Origin of the sequence: Ruegeria sp. EL01 (assembly GCF_900313035.1) — a bacterium.
Lineage (GTDB): Bacteria > Pseudomonadota > Alphaproteobacteria > Rhodobacterales > Rhodobacteraceae > Ruegeria.
In genome coordinates this window covers 21,696-37,100 of the sequence record NZ_OMPS01000049.1, presented here as the reverse complement: position 1 = coordinate 37,100, position 15,405 = coordinate 21,696, and the positions used below count along the sequence as shown (strand labels likewise).

At 57.6% G+C, this 15,405-nt stretch carries 13 protein-coding genes; 3 read left to right on the top strand and 10 right to left on the bottom strand.

Going from position 1 to position 15,405, the window contains the following annotated elements:
• The first annotated feature begins 168 nt into the window (after window positions 1-168).
• Entirely contained in the window at window positions 169-1,221 is a 1,053-nt protein-coding gene (gene mnmH, locus D9K61_RS26595; protein WP_120636245.1) for a tRNA 2-selenouridine(34) synthase MnmH, read from the top strand.
• Here the strand turns inward: mnmH and selD are convergent.
• The 7 genes from selD to D9K61_RS26560 are packed head-to-tail and all read right to left on the bottom strand — an operon-like array spanning window position 1,212 to window position 9,301.
• Window positions 1,212-3,371: a selenide, water dikinase SelD gene (gene selD / locus D9K61_RS26590; protein WP_120636244.1), complete on the bottom strand. Its 2,160-nt coding sequence runs from the start codon at window positions 3,369-3,371 to the stop codon at window positions 1,212-1,214. The genes mnmH and selD overlap by 10 nt on opposite strands.
• Window positions 3,372-3,376: 5 nt before the next feature.
• Window positions 3,377-3,763 carry a Na+/H+ antiporter subunit G gene (locus D9K61_RS26585; RefSeq protein ID WP_120636243.1) on the bottom strand — a complete coding sequence of 129 codons (387 nt, stop codon included), beginning with the start codon at window positions 3,761-3,763 and terminating at the stop codon, window positions 3,377-3,379.
• A gap of 7 nt (window positions 3,764-3,770) precedes the next feature.
• Window positions 3,771-4,040, bottom strand: coding sequence for a K+/H+ antiporter subunit F (locus D9K61_RS26580; protein ID WP_120636242.1), 270 nt, complete (start codon window positions 4,038-4,040; stop codon window positions 3,771-3,773).
• Window positions 4,037-4,534, bottom strand: coding sequence for a Na+/H+ antiporter subunit E (locus D9K61_RS26575; RefSeq protein ID WP_120636241.1), 498 nt, complete (start codon window positions 4,532-4,534; stop codon window positions 4,037-4,039). The genes D9K61_RS26580 and D9K61_RS26575 overlap by 4 nt, the downstream gene beginning before the upstream one ends.
• Window positions 4,534-6,078 (bottom strand): monovalent cation/H+ antiporter subunit D, encoded by a 1,545-nt coding sequence (locus D9K61_RS26570; RefSeq protein ID WP_120636240.1) that lies wholly within the window; start codon window positions 6,076-6,078, stop codon window positions 4,534-4,536. Before D9K61_RS26570 ends, D9K61_RS26575 begins: the two co-directional genes overlap by 1 nt.
• Window positions 6,075-6,434, bottom strand: a complete 360-nt coding sequence (locus D9K61_RS26565) for a Na+/H+ antiporter subunit C (RefSeq protein ID WP_120636239.1) — start codon at window positions 6,432-6,434, stop codon at window positions 6,075-6,077. The genes D9K61_RS26570 and D9K61_RS26565 overlap by 4 nt, the downstream gene beginning before the upstream one ends.
• The gene (locus D9K61_RS26560) at window positions 6,434-9,301 is read right to left on the bottom strand and encodes a monovalent cation/H+ antiporter subunit A (protein WP_120636238.1); all 2,868 of its coding nucleotides are present in this window, start codon (window positions 9,299-9,301) and stop codon (window positions 6,434-6,436) included. The genes D9K61_RS26565 and D9K61_RS26560 overlap by 1 nt, the downstream gene beginning before the upstream one ends.
• Before the next feature lie 221 nt (window positions 9,302-9,522).
• On the opposite strand from D9K61_RS26560, the gene D9K61_RS26555 reads away from it, so the two are divergent.
• Window positions 9,523-9,993 (top strand): rhodanese-like domain-containing protein, encoded by a 471-nt coding sequence (locus D9K61_RS26555; protein ID WP_120636237.1) that lies wholly within the window; start codon window positions 9,523-9,525, stop codon window positions 9,991-9,993.
• Window positions 9,993-10,805 (top strand): PHB depolymerase family esterase, encoded by an 813-nt coding sequence (locus tag D9K61_RS26550; RefSeq protein WP_120636236.1) that lies wholly within the window; start codon window positions 9,993-9,995, stop codon window positions 10,803-10,805. Before D9K61_RS26555 ends, D9K61_RS26550 begins: the two co-directional genes overlap by 1 nt.
• Here the strand turns inward: D9K61_RS26550 and mdoH are convergent, their stop codons facing one another.
• The 3 genes from mdoH to D9K61_RS26535 are packed head-to-tail and all read right to left on the bottom strand — an operon-like array spanning window position 10,806 to window position 15,390.
• Window positions 10,806-12,677 carry a glucans biosynthesis glucosyltransferase MdoH gene (mdoH, locus tag D9K61_RS26545; protein ID WP_120636278.1) on the bottom strand — a complete coding sequence of 624 codons (1,872 nt, stop codon included), beginning with the start codon at window positions 12,675-12,677 and terminating at the stop codon, window positions 10,806-10,808.
• Complete coding sequence (locus tag D9K61_RS26540; RefSeq protein WP_120636235.1) at window positions 12,674-14,173, bottom strand: glucan biosynthesis protein; 1,500 nt, start codon at window positions 14,171-14,173, stop codon at window positions 12,674-12,676. The genes mdoH and D9K61_RS26540 overlap by 4 nt, the downstream gene beginning before the upstream one ends.
• A complete protein-coding gene (locus D9K61_RS26535) occupies window positions 14,170-15,390 on the bottom strand; it encodes an OpgC family protein (RefSeq protein ID WP_120636234.1) in 1,221 nt (406 codons plus the stop codon). Before D9K61_RS26535 ends, D9K61_RS26540 begins: the two co-directional genes overlap by 4 nt.
• Between the last annotated feature and the right edge of the window lie 15 nt (window positions 15,391-15,405).

Below are 15,405 nucleotides of genomic sequence, written 5' to 3'. Positions count from 1 at the left end.
AGGGGTTGCGCGCCTCATGCAGCCGAGCGCAGAGGCCATGCTGGCCTACAATCGAGTTGCCCCGACCGTAAACTCCAGTCGTGCCGAGGGATCAAAGCTGATTGAGGCCTTGGAGGATTGAATCCGAACGGCCTTTCCTTCGTTGATCCAGCGGGCTAGACCGCTGGCATGGCCCTGAAGCTTAACAACCTGCCGCATCTTTATTCGCATAGCTTCGATACGGTGATCGACGTGCGCAGCCCGGCTGAATTTGCCGAGGATCATTTGCCCGGTGCGATCAACCTGCCGGTTCTGGATGACGAAGAACGCGCCCGTGTCGGAACGATCTACGTGCAGGAAAGCCCGTTTCTGGCCCGCAAGTTGGGCGCAGCGCTGGTGTTTCGCAATGCGGCCAATCACATTGAAAACAGCCTAAGCCATCACGAAGGCAGCTGGCGACCGCTGGTGTATTGCTGGCGCGGAGGTCAGCGGTCGGGTTCCTTCACGTGGATGCTGCAGCAGATCGGCTGGCGCGCCGAGGTGGTCGAAGGGGGCTATCGTAGCTATCGGCGTTTGGTAAACGCTTATCTTTATCACGATCCGCTGCCACACCAATTGGTGGCTTTGGACGGATACACCGGAACCGCCAAAACCGAAATACTGCGGCACTTGCAAAGGCGCGGCGTTCAGGTTCTGGATCTCGAGGGGTTGGCCAACCATCGGGGGTCTTTGCTGGGCGATATGCCAGGTGGTCAACCGGGGCAGAAAGCCTTTGAATCTGCGTTGTCCGCAGCGTTTTGCGCTTTGGATGCATCCCGCCCGGTCGTGGTCGAAGCGGAATCATCCAAGATCGGCAACCTGATCCTGCCGCCCAGCCTGTGGAGTGCTTTATGCGCCGCCCCGCGGGTTCAGGTCACGGCCTCGATCGAGGCGCGTACGGCCTATTTGGTTCGCGCTTATGATGACATCCTGTCCGACATCGATGGCTTGCGCGATCGGTTGTCACCCTTGCGCTTGCATCGCGGGCACGGGGTTGTGGATGGTTGGCTGCAATTGATTGAGGCGGGCGAAAAACCGGCGCTGACCCGAGCATTGATGGAAGGTCACTACGACCCGGCCTATTTGAAATCCCGGCGGGCCCGCGACGCAAACGTGCTTGCGCAAGTCGATCTCGCAACGCTGGATGACGTGGGGCTGGCAGATGCGGCTGCACGGATTGAAAAACTGCTGACTCAGCTCTGAAAACGCAGTCCCGGCGTCTTGGTCAACTGCCCAATGATCGCAGCGGGATAGCCCGCGTCGCGCAGATCCCGCAGAACGAATTCAGCACCATCTGCGGCAACAGCCGCCAGCAGGCCGCCAGCGGTTTGCGGATCAAACAAAAGCGCGGCCTTGCCATCAGATGGCAATTCCATTGCGATGGACCTGTTGTCGGTGAATATCGTCGAGCGAATGCCCTGGTCGCTCAGATCTTGCGCGCCTTGCATCAGCGGGACGCTGGCCAGGTCAAGCGTTGCGCCGCAATCAGAAGCCTCACATATGCCCTGCAGATGACCGGCCAGACCAAACCCGGTCACATCCGTCATGGCGTGTGCGCCTGATAGGATACGGGTTGCCGCGCTTTGTGGCTGTATCATGTGCTGGAATGCTGCTGCGATCGAGGCGCCGTCCGCTTCACCAGCCATCTCTGCCGCCATTAACACACCACTGCCTATGGGTTTGGTCAGGATCAAAATATCGCCCAGACGGCCGCCCGCCAAAGTGATCGGATCGTTTTCGCACAGGCCGGTTAAGGTAAACCCGATGGTCATTTCGTCGCCCATCGAGCTGTGGCCACCCACGATCTCAGCCCCAGCTTCACGCATGACGTCGCCGGCAATTGTCATGATCTCGGACATGGTGCGATGCTGCAATTCGGCCGACATCCGAGGCAGGATGACAGTCGCGGTGGCCGCTTGTGGCGCGGCCCCCATGGCCCAGATGTCCCCTAATGCGTGCACCGCTGCGATGCGAGTCATAAGGCCTGGGTCCAGCGTGAAGGCGCGCAGGTGGTCCGAGGTCATGGCCTGCCGCGCACCACCGGTCTGCAGCACCGCGGCGTCATCGCCGGGCAGCGAGATCACATCGGCTCGCTCAGGCGGCGGCAAAGATTGCAACGCAGATCGCAGAGCACCGCGTCCAACCTTGGCACCGCACCCTCCGCACATGGGTTTGTCACCCAATGTCTCGCGCAGGCCGGACGCATGATCGCGGGGCAGGGGCGCGGGTCGCATTTGCGGCAAATCGCGAAACTTGTTCATGAAGGTCTGGTCGATATGGTTCTTCCACGTCCACATCAAAGAGCCACTGAAGGATGTGCTAAGACGCTCAGCCAGCGCGGATTTACGACCCAGAGAGATCAGTTTCAGATAGTCTTTCTGAGGGGTGTACCGTTTCATTTTTCCAGCGCCCAATGCGGCCTGCAGATTGTTGAAGAGGATCGGTGCCTCGCGCACCGCGTATACACCGGCTTTGGGACGTGGGTTATCTGTTAGATGCACGCAATCGCCAGCGGCAAAAACCACCGGATCACTGGATTGCAGATGCTCGTTCACTTGAATGTACCCGTTCTGCAGGTCCAGTCCGGTATTTGTGATCCAGTCATAAGGGCGTGCTCCGGCCGCCCCGGTCACGAATGTTGCCGGGATTTGGCGACCGTCTTTCAGTTTCACATGATCCTTGGCTATCTGTGTGATCGAGTTATGCTCGATCACATCGACACCAAGATCGGTCATTGCGTTCCGGATTGTCGCCGCGGCTTTGGGATTTGTTGCGGTCAGAGCAGAGGCATTGTCTATCAGCGTGACTTGCGCAGCCCGCCCTTTGGCCTTTAGCGCATGTGCCATTGCCATTGCCAGTTCTACACCAGCAACGCCGCCGCCGATAATAACGATCGCTGCCGATCCGCTGCCCCCCAGGTAGGCGGCCCAACGCGCGGCAAACGGACCCAAAGGCTTGGCAGGCACGGCATGGTCGGCAAAGCCTGCCAACGAAGGCATTTTCGAAGTGATGCCAACGTTCACTGACGCGACATCGAATGCCAGCGGGGGACGTCCGGGCAGGTGAATTTCCCGCTTTTGGGTATCGATCCCGTCCACAGTCCCAAGAACAACCCTGGCTCCGGCAAAGCGCGCCAGTTTGACCAGATCGATGTCCAGTTCCGAACGCTCGTAATGACCGGCGACAAACCCCGGCAACATGCCCGAATAAGGCGCGGTTGGGCCAGGGTTGATCAGGGTTAAGCGCGCACCGGGCAGAGGGTTCATACCCCATTTCCGCAACACCAGCGCGTGCGTGTGGCCTCCGCCAATCAGAACCAGATCACGGGTCAGGGGCAACGGAGGTGTGTGCATGAGGCTCAGTTCGTGCTGTGGTCGGGGACGTCTTCGACCTGCTCGACCGCGTGGGTGGCCCAAAGCTCATCCTCGCCCGCATCCGGCAGATCTTCGGGCATTTCATGACGGTGAATATGCCATTTGGCAATGAACAGGGCCGTGATCGGGGCGGTCAGGAACAAAAACAGGGTGATCAGCAGCTCGTGCAGCGACAGATGCCCTTCTATCAGGACGGAATGGCAGATCGAGGCCAACAGAATGCCGCCCACGCCAAGGGTCGTTGCCTTGGTCGGAGCATGCAGGCGCGACATCGGATCTTTCAGCTTGATCATTCCAAACGAGCCGACAAACCCGAATATGCCCGAAACTACTAGGAAGAATGCGATTAGAAGTTCGAAGATAAAGTCCATCACACCCTCACTCGATGATGTTGCCGCGCAACATAAAGCGGGCATAGGCGACGGTTGAGACGAACCCCAGCATTGCGATGATCATGGCAGCCTCAAAAAAGATTTCGGTGCTTTTGAACAATCCGTACAGGATCATGAGGGCAATGGTGTTGATCACCATAGTATCCAACGCCAGAACCCGGGTGCCGACCCCTTCGGCCGTGATGATCCGCCAAAGGCACATCATGATCGCTGCTCCGAAACAGGCAAATGCAAAGTGGATGGCAAAGTCCATCATTCGAAAATCTCCTTCAGACGGCGTTCATAGCGCTGCTTGATCTGATCCCGCACGGCGTCCGGGTCTGAGGTGTCCAGACAGTGGACAAGCAGGTTATGCCCTTGCGCCGACAGATCACAACTGACCGTGCCGGGGGTCATCGTTATGGTGCCAGCCAGAACGGTGATCGCTTCGGGTGTGCGCAGTTCCAATGGGATACAAACCCAGTTCGGCTGCCGGTCGGCGTCACGCTTGAACAGGATGATCTTTGCGACCGTGACATTGGCAACAACGATATCCCACAGCACGACCAGCATGTATTCGACCACCATGGGCCAGTTGCGCAGCTTGGGACGGTCTGGCCAGTAGGGCTGGGTGACAAAGGGGATGATAATTCCCAATATCAAACCAAAAACCAGCGAGTTCAGCGATGGCGCGTTTGCCAGAAGCAACCAGACAAGCGTTAGCAAAATTGTCAGATGCGGGTGCGGGAATATACGGCGCAGCAGTTTCATCACTCTTCACCTCCCAATACGGCCGAGATGTAACGCTCGGGCGTGAACAATTGCTCTGCGGTCTTGCTTGTGTACTCCAAAGCGGGCCCGGCAAACAGGGTCAGCAGGATCAGACCCGCAACCGCGCCAAAGATTGCTGTAAAGGCCAGACCAGGTTGGGGTTCGGTGGCAGGTTGCACATCCGTTTCCTCCAGCTCCGTCGGTTCGGTTTCTTCAGCATATTGGGCATCATGGCTCTTCCAAAAGATCAGCGATCCGGCGCGCGCCAATCCAACGATTGTTACGAAGGACCCGACCAGGATCACAAACCAAATTGCGTTTGCATTTGATGCATCGCGTGCGGCGTCCAAAACAAGCAGTTTGCCAATAAAACCCGACAACGGCGGCATTCCTGCCATCGCGATGGCGCCGACAAAGAACAGGGCCGAGATCAACCCGCTTTGCGGCATCGGTGGCTTGGGGATAATTGCGCCCCCCCGCCGTTCCATCACCAGATCAGCAACCAGGAACAGTAGTGCGGTCGCCAGTGTCGAGTGGAAAATGTAGTACAGTGCAGCCGCCGTTGCCTGGGGCGTGAACAACGAGATTGCGATCAGCAAAGTGCCCATTGACGCTATGGCACAGAATGCAACCATACGGGCAATATGTTGTGCGCCAAGGATGCCGATGGCCCCGACTGCAAGCGTCAATATGGCAGCAGGTTGCAGCCAATCGCCGACCAACCCTTGCGTTGCTTCAACCTCTGGCCCGAATGCCAGCGTGTACATACGCAGGATCGAATAGGCCCCTACCTTGGTCATGATCGCAAACAGCGCCGCCACCGGCAAGGGCGCATTGGCATAGCTTGCAGGTAGCCAGAAATGCAGCGGCAGAACGGCGGCCTTGATACAAAAAACCAACAGCAACAGTACCGCACCGACCCGCAGAAGAGCGGTATCTTCGGCCGGTAACTCTGCCACCCGCACGGCGATGTCGGCCATATTCAAGGTGCCTGTCACGCCATAGAGCGTTCCCAAGGCAAACAGGAACAAGGTCGAGCCTAGCAAGTTATAAGCGACGTATTGAACACCTGCTTTCAAACGCACTGAACCGCCGCCATGGGTCATAAGACCGTAAGATGCGATCAGCAGAACCTCGAAGAAAACAAACAGGTTGAACGCGTCGCCCGTCAGAAACGCGCCACAGACGCCCATCAATTGGAAATGAAACAGTGCGTGGAAGTGATTGCCGCGCTGATCCCAGCCAGACCCAATCGCATAAAGCACAATGGGCAAGGCCAGCAATGCCGTTAGCAACACCATCATGGCCGACATCCTGTCCAGCACCATGACAATGCCAAACGGGGCGGGCCAATCGCCTAGTTCATAGACCTGAATGTCCCCGCCAGAGGCTTGCGCCGTAATGGTCAGTGCAATGCCTAGCAGGGTGACCACACCCGCGACCGAGAAGATGCGTTGCAGGTCCAGATGATATCGCAAGACCATGATGATAAACGGCGCAAGGATCGCGGGCAGGACGATCGGCGCAACGATCCAGTGGTTCATGCGTCTTCTCCCGGCGCGTCGACGCAATCCTGCGCGGTCATGTCTATATGGTCATCCTTCGAAGACAGATAGGCGCTGAGCGCGATCATCACGATCACCGCCGTCATTCCGAATGAGATCACAATGGCCGTCAGCACAAGCGCCTGAGGCAGCGGATCGGTGTAAGGAACCTCTTCATACTTGTTCAGAACTGCGGGCGCATTCAGCGCCAGCCGTCCGGTCGCAAATAGAAAGACGTTCACCGCATAGGTGATCAACGACAGGCCTAAAATGACCGGGAATGTTCGGCGGCGCAGGATCAGGAAAATCCCGGCAGCGGTCAGAACGCCCACGGCTGAGGCTACGAGCGCTTCCATCAGACCTGCTCCTTCTCTTCGTCTTCCGGCGGATCATCCCGCAACGGGTTGATGTCCATCGGGAATTCCTGTGCCATACCGGGTTGCCATGCGAACCTGGACAGGCTGTCCAGCGCCAGCATGACGGCACCCAGAACGGCCAGGAACACGCCAGTGTCAAACAACATGGCGGTGGCCCACTCGAATTCTTCCAGCGGTGGCCAGTTGAGATACCCGAAATCGCTGGTCAGGAAGGGGCGGTCGTTGAACCACGCGCCCAAGCCGGTCGCGGCAGCGATCAGAACACCCCAGCCGATGGTTCCATGGTAATAGAACCTCTGGCGTTCGATGGCCCAGGTATAGCCGCTGGCCATGTATTGCATCAGATAGGCGATGGCGACGATCAGCCCGGCAATAAAGCCGCCGCCGGGTTGGTTGTGGCCACGGAAGAAGACGTAGGCGCCAACCATCAGCGCGATCGGCATCATAACCCGCGTCACCACAACCATCATCAATGGGTGCGAGTCGCCTGACTGTGGCCAATGCGGTTTGCGGTTCAACAGGTAGCCGCGCACATTGGTGCCCAGCACAGATTCGGTTAATGCGTAGATGATCAGCGCCGCGATACCCAAAACGATGATTTCACCAAACGTATCAAATCCCCGGAAGTCCACCAGGATCACGTTAACCACATTGGTACCGCCGCCGCCCTTGTACGAGTTTGCCAGATGGAAGTCCGAGATCGTGGGAAATGCGAAATCGCGCATCATGATCGCGTAGATCAGCGCCCCCGATCCGATCCCTGCGACAACGGAAATCGCGGCATCACGCCATCGTCGACCAGCGGAACTATCCCATGGCGTTTCGGTTGGCAGAAAGTTCAGCGACAACAGCAGTAGGATCATGGTGACCACCTCGACCGAAATCTGTGTCAGTGCCAGATCCGGCGCCGAGAGGTAGTTGAAGGCGATGGATACGATCAGGCCGACAACACCGATCAGAACCAGGGACAACAAGCGATTGCGGTGGAACCACATGATCCCCAACGTCGCACCGACCAGACAGATCCACCCGATGATCGGAATAGTCTGGGCCGGTAGCGGAACGCGTGTTTCGATACCAATAGTTCCCGTCGAATACGCGTAGTAGCCCAACCCGACCGTGAAAGTGACAAAGATGATCGCATAGCGGCTGAGCACACCATTGTGCAACTCGTCTGTTATCAGACGGCTGAGTTTGGTGAATGCGTTGATAATCGCCTCAAAGATAACTTTCGCCTCAGGGCGCGGCAGGGCGTTCCAAATATGCTCACCACGTTGATGCAGCGCAAGCAGGAACAAACCGCCCAGCGTCGCAACGACAGACATGTATAGGGCTGGGGTGAAGCCATGCCACAGTTTCAGAGAGTAATATGGCAGCTTTTCACCACCAATCACCGCGCTTGAGACAACAGCAACCAATGGGCCGACGATTGCGGCTGAGTAAAGACCGATAAGCACGACCAATATGACAAGAAAGGCCGGTGCCAGCCACAAGCCAACGGGCGGATCATGCGGCTTAGCCGGATAGTCATCACGCTGTGGCCCAAGGAATACGTGGCTTACAAAGCGGAAGGAATACGCGGCTGAGAACACTGCAGCCAGAACTGCCAGTCCCGGCACCAGATAGTGCGAGTGCAACCAGGTTGTATGAACGGTTTCCTCCAACATCATTTCCTTTGAAAGGAAACCGTTTAGAGGCGGCAGGCCAGCCATCGATAAGGCCGCGATTGTGCCGATGGTAAAGGTGATCGGCATCAGGTGACGCAATCCACCCAACCGTTTGACATCGCGCGTGCCGGTTTCGTGGTCGATGATCCCGGCTGTCATAAACAACGCAGCTTTGAAAGTTGCGTGGTTAATGATGTGGAATATGGCGGCAACGGCTGCCAACTTGGTGCCAAAACCCAAAAGCATGGTCACCAACCCAAGGTGCGACACCGTTGAAAACGCCAGAAGCGCTTTTAGATCATCTTTGAACAGCGCAATCACCGCTCCAAGCAACATTGTCACCAGTCCTGTGGTCGCGACGATGTAAAACCACGCATCAGTTCCGGCCAGAACCGGCCACATGCGCGCCATCAGGAACAGTCCTGCCTTCACCATCGTTGCCGAGTGCAGATAGGCCGAAACTGGGGTTGGAGCTGCCATCGCGTGCGGCAGCCAGAAATGAAAGGGGAACTGCGCGGACTTGGTGAAACAGCCCAACAGGATCAGGATCAACGCGGGCATGTAGTAAGACGATGACTGGATCAACTCTTTGTTCTGCAAAATGATGCTTAGGTCATAGGACCCTACAATGTTGCCCAGGATCAGCATTCCGGCGATCATTGCCAAACCACCGCCACCCGTTACGGCCAGCGCCATCCGCGCGCCTTGCCGGCCTTCCGGCAAATGTTTCCAATACCCGATCAACAGGAACGAGCTCAGCGAGGTGAGTTCCCAGAAAATAAGCAAAAGCAATATGTTGTCAGACAGGACGATCCCGACCATCGCGCCCTGAAACAGCAGCAGATAGGTGTAAAACTGCCCCATCGGATCTTCGCGCGACAAATAGAACCGGGCGTAGAGGATGATCAGCAATCCGATACCAAGGATCAGCAGCGCGAACAGGAACCCAAGTCCGTCCAACATGAAGTTCGCATTCAGTCCCAGCCCCGGCATCCAGTCGAACCGGGCTGTGATCACCTCGCCCCGAAGAACCGCCGGGCTATGGATCAGCAAACCCATAAGCGCCAGAAATGTGGTCAACCCTGCGGCCGAGGCTGCTGCGTTTCGTCCCGCCCGGATCAGGAGGGCTGGAAAAACAGCTCCGAGAAAGGGAAGGGCCGCGATGAGGAATAGGGACAAGTGCGATACTCCGGTCTGGGCGGTCTATTGTTCTTGGGTTTCTAAGGATAATTTATTGACTGTCCAGATATTGCAAGTTTTTCACAGAGTTCTACGGCAATCTCTGGATCGGGTTTGCCCTGCGTAATAATGACGCGAACTTGATCTGACGGTCAGAATTCAGAGCAGAAATGACCAACGGCCTGTGATAGAACCGGCCCGGCAACTCAAAGGAAGATGACATGTCGGACAAGGTGAACCGGACCCGCAGGTGGGTTTTGCTTGGTGGTGCAGCCGCCATTGCGACCGGTTTCGCGATCCGGGAATACCGCCTTATCCCGCAGGACTATGCGGGCGCTCAGATGGATGTGACCGAGGCGTATCAGCAAGCCCGATCCGGCGATATTTTATTGGTGGATATCCGCACCCCTCGGGAATGGCGGGCGACCGGGGTGGGTGAGGGGGCACACCTTCTGGACATGCGGCGCGAGGATTTTGTTCAAGCGCTTGAGCAGCTTACCGGCGGCAACCAGGAAGCTCCTGTGGCCTTGATTTGCGCGCGGGGTGTTCGATCGGCGCGGTTAAGTAATCAACTGAGCGTGGCAGGGTTCACAAACATCATAGACGTACCCGAGGGCATGCTGGGTTCGGCCGCTGGTCCGGGCTGGGTACGTGCCGGGCTTCCTATTCAAAGTTACAAAGAGGACACATAATGCGCGCGAAACACTTTTTGGCTGTGTGTTTTGCTTTTTCCGGGCACGCAGCTATAGCTGCGTGTGGATCGGAAGAGGGCACCTGCGATATTCCATCTGGCAGTTACCACATCGAATTACCGGACAGCGAAAACCCGCCATTGGTAATATTTCTGCATGGCTATGGTGGCAGCGGTTCCGGCACGATGAAGAACCGGGGCATGGTCGACCCTCTTTTGGCGCGGGGATACGCGGTGATGGCGCCCGAGGGGATTGCTGATGATGGCCCTCAAAGCTGGAATTTTTACCCTGGGTTTGGTGAGCGTGACGAAAAAGAGTTTTTGAAGGCAGCCGTTCAAGATGCGGCGGACCGGTTTGGCGTTGACGGCGATCGTGTCGTTCTTGGCGGTTTTTCGGCCGGGGCGTTTATGGTGAACTACCTGGCGTGCGCAGCGCCCGAAACCTTTTCGGCCTATGTGCCGGTGTCAGGCGGTTTCTGGCGGCCGCATCCTGAAACCTGCGGCGGACCCGTGCGCCTGTTTCACACACATGGCTGGGTCGACAACGTCGTCCCGTTGGAAGGGCGACTTCTTGGCGGTGGCCGCTATCATCAAGGGGATATCTTTGCTGGTTTGCAAATCTGGCGCGAGGCCAATGAATGCGTCGACACCAAGCCAGATGGTTTTGGGACAACCGATCAATTCATGCGTCGCAGATGGACATGCGCCGATGGCGGTGCACTTGAATTCGCTTTGTTCCCGGGCGGACATACCGTGCCCCAAGGGTGGGCAGACATGATGGTCGACTGGTACGAGGGGCTGCCCGGCGGCTGATCACTCCGCCGGTGTCATGACACCTTTGCCTTCCAGCAGGCGCTTCAGTTCCTTCCGGTGGCGGCGGGCCGAACGGGTGATGGCGGGCTCATTAAAGTCCTCGCGCATACCGACCATGTGCCGGGCTGCGCCGACGGACACGCCGCTTAGCGCTGACAACGGGATTGCCAGCGCAAGGCTGATCGCAATCGGTGCCAACCAGAATGAGACCAGACCCGCCAAAATACCGACGCTTAGTGCGATACCGATGATCGTTTCCAGCGCATGGCATAGGATCAAGGTCCGCAGGCCATAGCTGCCGCCGTCTCGTTCCTGCGGCGTCCAGCCTTTTTGAATGCCCAATACGGTGCGAAAGACTGCAATCATCTGCTGCACCATCAGGATCGGCGCATAAAGAACCGACAGGATCACCTCGGCCAGAAACGATGTGAAGAACCGACGCTTTCCACCGAAATCGGAATAGCGCACACCGCTGAGGGGCAGGGCCGCGACGCCCAGAACTTTGGGGGCAAGCAGCATCGCATACATAACGAGAATGATCAGTACATGCCGCGTTTCAGTCATTTCCGGCCATTGCGGGAACATTGGGTTGTCAGGGCTGAAGTAATGCAGGACCGAGGCGTCTTCGCCCTGACCGATCAATGCCCACATCACCAGCAGCGCGAACCACAGCGGCGACATCAGATATCCAACCGCCCCATGGAACATGTGAAAGCGCGAGACCGATCGGAATCCGCGTGACCCCAGCAGTTTCAAATGCTGCAGGTTGCCCTGACACCAGCGCCGATCTCGCATGGCATGATCGATGAGGGTCGGGGGCGTTTCTTCGTATGATCCACGAATACGTGGCAGAAAACGCACTCCCCATCCGGCACGGCGCAGCAGACCGGCCTCGACAAAGTCATGGCTCATGATCAGCTCTTCCTGCCCGTTGAGGGACCGGAGTTTGGGCAGCCCCGCACATGTTGCGAAGGCTTTGGTTCGGATGATGGCGTTATGGCCCCAGTAATTGCCCTCCTGGCCGCACCAGCGGGCCAGCCCTTCGGCAAAGGCGATGCCGTACACGCCGTTGGCGAATTGCTGCATCCGGGCAAAAACCGACTGCGCGCCGATCAACTGCGGGTAGCTCTGGATCAGACCCGCACCGGGATCACGCGCCAGCGTGTCTGTCAGGCGGGCGATGGCGCGGCCTGTCATCAGGCTGTCGGCATCCAGCACCAGCATTGCATCCCAGTCCGAGCCCCAGCGGCTGACCCAATCTGCGATATTACCGACCTTCCGGTCCGTGTTTTGTTCGCGGCGGCGGTAGTACAACTCTAACCCAGGGGCCAACGTGGTACGCAGTGCTTCGATGCTGGCTTGTTCCTGCGCGGCAATCCCTGGGTCGCGCGTGTCCGACAGGATAAACATGGCATAGTGATGCTGTCCGCCTCGGGCTTGCAACTCCTCCAGCATGGTTCTGGCGTTGCCAAGCACGAACCACGGCACCTCGTTATAGACCGGCATCAGCAGGGCCACGCGCAATGCTTGCGGACGTCCCTGACGGGTCGGGCGTTCCTGACGCGACAACGACACCATGCCCAACAGAACGGTGCAGACCGTGAACGAGATCCAGAAGAAATTAAACGAGATCAGCACCAAAAGGACCGCTTCGATCAGATTGATCCCCTCGGCTCCGAACCAATCGGTCATGACCCAGAACAATCCGAGCGTCGCAGCCATTGCTGGTGAAAACGCCAGCGCCCGCCAGAACCCGGCCGATTGCGTGCCAGCACGTGACGGCACTTCGGCATCCCGAAATCCGGCACGAAAGTCTTGCGCGGGCATCGCCAAAGGTGCCCTTGGCGGCATGATATGCAGGTCGTGGCTCATGTCGTCCATCTGTACAGCCAGACTTCTGAAGCGGCCTGTTTGCCGAGCCTCAGCTGCGCGCGCAGTTCGACGTGGTCGCGATCGCCGGGTTCGAACGAGAAGGCCAGCCGCAAGCCACCAGTATCGGGGTTACGCTGCAAGACACCTTCCGACGTCTCAACGTGCGGTGATTGCACATAAATATTGAGCGCTTCGGGGTCTTCAAACAACTCACTGGCCTCGAAATCGATCACGGCCAGACGCCCTTCACCAAAGGTGTTTTCGCCCATTGCGGTGTTGATCACGCGGGGCATCGGCGTGCGTTGAGGTTCTTCACCCCAAAACAGGCTGTAGGACATGTCAACTTGCTGACGGGGCACATAAGGCTCGGCCGGACGCCAATAGGCAACGATGTTGTCGTAGATTTCCTGGTCAGCCGGGATTTCAACCAGCGTAACCGTGCCTTTGCCCCAATCACCTTGCGGCTCGACCCATAGGCTGGGCCGTTTGTGATATTGAGCTTCAAGATCGGCATAATCTGAGAACGCGCGCTTGCGCTGCATCAAACCAAAGCCTTGGGGGTTGGTATCGACGAAAGACGAAACCTGCAGACGGGTCGGGTTTGCCAATGGACGCCAGATCACTTCGCCCACGCCATTGCGGATCAGCAGCCCGTCGCTGTCATGCACAGCGGGCCTGAAATCGTCGAACCGACCGTGATTGGTCTGATCAAACAGGAACATCGAGGTCCCCGGCGCGATGCCCACGTGATCCAGCTCCACACGAGGGAAAAGGGTTGCTTCAACCTCCATCGTGCAATCGGCACCTGCGGTTACGTTAAAGCGATAGGCGCCGGTCACACTGGGACTGTCCATCAGGGCGTGCACAACCATGTTGCGCTGACCGGGCTCAGGACGTTCCAGCCAGAAGCGGATGAACTCAGGAAATTCCTCGCCATCCGGATCGCCGGTTTTCAATGCTAGCCCGCGGGCTGACAGGCCGTAAACCTCGTGCAGGCCAATTGCCCGGAAATAGCTCGCCCCCTGGAACACACAGAACTCGTCCGTTTTACCGGGACGGTGCATTTCGGTCCGCAAGCGCAGGCCCGAGAACCCAAGGGTTTCGTCTACAGGAAGCTGCGGCACCTCATCCGATTTATCGAACATCTCCAGATCAAAGGCGACAGGTTTGGTCATTCCGTTTTCGACGGTCGATACCTGTACGGTGCGCGGGAAGTAGAGACCCGGTGTGAAGAAATCGATGTTGAACGGCGTTTCGGTTTCGAACCACAGCGCGCGATCCAGCCGGAAACGGATCGACCGGTACTGCGGATACGTCAGATCCTGCCATTCCTGTGGAACCATCTCACGTTCTGCAAAGGGACGGCTGACCAGGTCGCGGGCCAGTGCAACGACGTCATTGCGGTCAAACGGTACCTCTCCGCCCGAGGCGAAGGTCGCGGGTGCCAGAAACAGCGCTGAAGTTGAGGCCAAAAATGCGCGACGAGTTAAATTCATTTCTTCGATTTCCAAGGCTGTGACTTAAACCACGCGGCCAGATAGGCCACGCCAATGATCATGGCAAAGCCAATCATGTTCGCGATGAATACGCTGGCAAAATCCCGCCCAGTCTGATCCAGAACGACGCCAATCAGCCGAGCGGCGGCCATCGAGAAGACAAATACTGCCAGCGATTGTTGACCCACCTTGGTGATCAGTGTCAGCATAACCTGCCAGGCGCGCGCGCTGGCACTATGGCCAGATGCAATCAGGCGGTGGCCGTGTTCACCCGCAATCACCCAGCCCAGATAGGCCAGCGACAGAAAATGCAGGTAGCGGAACAGGCCAAACTCGGTCTTTCCACGGAATTCCTTGGTCAGGGGCCAGATGTCACGGATTTCTTCGGCCAGACCCGGTGCAGCAGATTGGACCCACAAGAAGACTTTCCATGATCCAAATGGTGCCGACAGGATCAGAAACAGCGCTGCGGCCCAGATCAGGGATTTTGAGACGGGCGGGGCAGGGATCCAGCCGCGCATAAAGGCGAAACCGGTGAAAAACAGCAATTGCCAGCCAAACGGGTTGAAAAACCATTGCCGGTCAGACCAAGGCTCGGCCGGAAGGGCCAGAATACCTGTTTGGGCGACCAGCCAGATCGCAACCGAGGTTGCGGCAACAGCCCAGAACCCAACTCGTGACAAGGCCATGAACAACGGCATCATCGCCAGAACCACAAGATACATCGGCAGAATGTCAAAATAGTTCGGCACGTAAGTCAGGGTGAAAATGCCAACCATCTGTGGCAGCGGATCATTGAAGAAATGCTGCAGATTCAAGGATGAGACATAGCTTTTTTCAAACAGGCCAGCGTTGTCCAGCGCGGCCATGCTCATGGCGACAAAGAAAAACAGGCAGATATGCGCCCAGTAAACCTGCCAAATGCGGAACGCGACGCGCGCCGTGCCCAACAACCATCCCTTACGCATGAATGCACCGCCGAAAGCGATGGCCGAGGCCATACCCGAGCAGAACACAAAGATCTCGGTCGCGTCAGAAAAGCCGAACCGGGCGGGAATCCATTTGGCCCACGGATCATTGGGGATATGGGCGATCAGGATGATGAACATCGCGATGCCGCGATAAAAATCCAGGCGCGGGTCGCGCACACGGGCAGTCGGAGCCGCGGCCGAAGCCGCAACCGGAGCAAAATCAGAAGCGGGCGATGCAGTCGCCATACGGTTTCTGTCCTT

Coding starts and splice junctions, on each gene's coding strand:
- mnmH (WP_120636245.1), top strand. CDS start 169: ATGGCCCTGAAGCTTAACAACCTGCCGCATCTTTATTCGCATAGCTTC.
- selD (WP_120636244.1), bottom strand. CDS start 3,371: ATGCACACACCTCCGTTGCCCCTGACCCGTGATCTGGTTCTGATTGGC.
- D9K61_RS26585 (WP_120636243.1), bottom strand. CDS start 3,763: ATGGACTTTATCTTCGAACTTCTAATCGCATTCTTCCTAGTAGTTTCG.
- D9K61_RS26580 (WP_120636242.1), bottom strand. CDS start 4,040: ATGATGGACTTTGCCATCCACTTTGCATTTGCCTGTTTCGGAGCAGCG.
- D9K61_RS26575 (WP_120636241.1), bottom strand. CDS start 4,534: ATGAAACTGCTGCGCCGTATATTCCCGCACCCGCATCTGACAATTTTG.
- D9K61_RS26570 (WP_120636240.1), bottom strand. CDS start 6,078: ATGAACCACTGGATCGTTGCGCCGATCGTCCTGCCCGCGATCCTTGCG.
- D9K61_RS26565 (WP_120636239.1), bottom strand. CDS start 6,434: ATGGAAGCGCTCGTAGCCTCAGCCGTGGGCGTTCTGACCGCTGCCGGG.
- D9K61_RS26555 (WP_120636237.1), top strand. CDS start 9,523: ATGTCGGACAAGGTGAACCGGACCCGCAGGTGGGTTTTGCTTGGTGGT.
- D9K61_RS26550 (WP_120636236.1), top strand. CDS start 9,993: ATGCGCGCGAAACACTTTTTGGCTGTGTGTTTTGCTTTTTCCGGGCAC.
- mdoH (WP_120636278.1), bottom strand. CDS start 12,677: ATGAGCCACGACCTGCATATCATGCCGCCAAGGGCACCTTTGGCGATG.
- D9K61_RS26540 (WP_120636235.1), bottom strand. CDS start 14,173: ATGAATTTAACTCGTCGCGCATTTTTGGCCTCAACTTCAGCGCTGTTT.
- D9K61_RS26535 (WP_120636234.1), bottom strand. CDS start 15,390: ATGGCGACTGCATCGCCCGCTTCTGATTTTGCTCCGGTTGCGGCTTCG.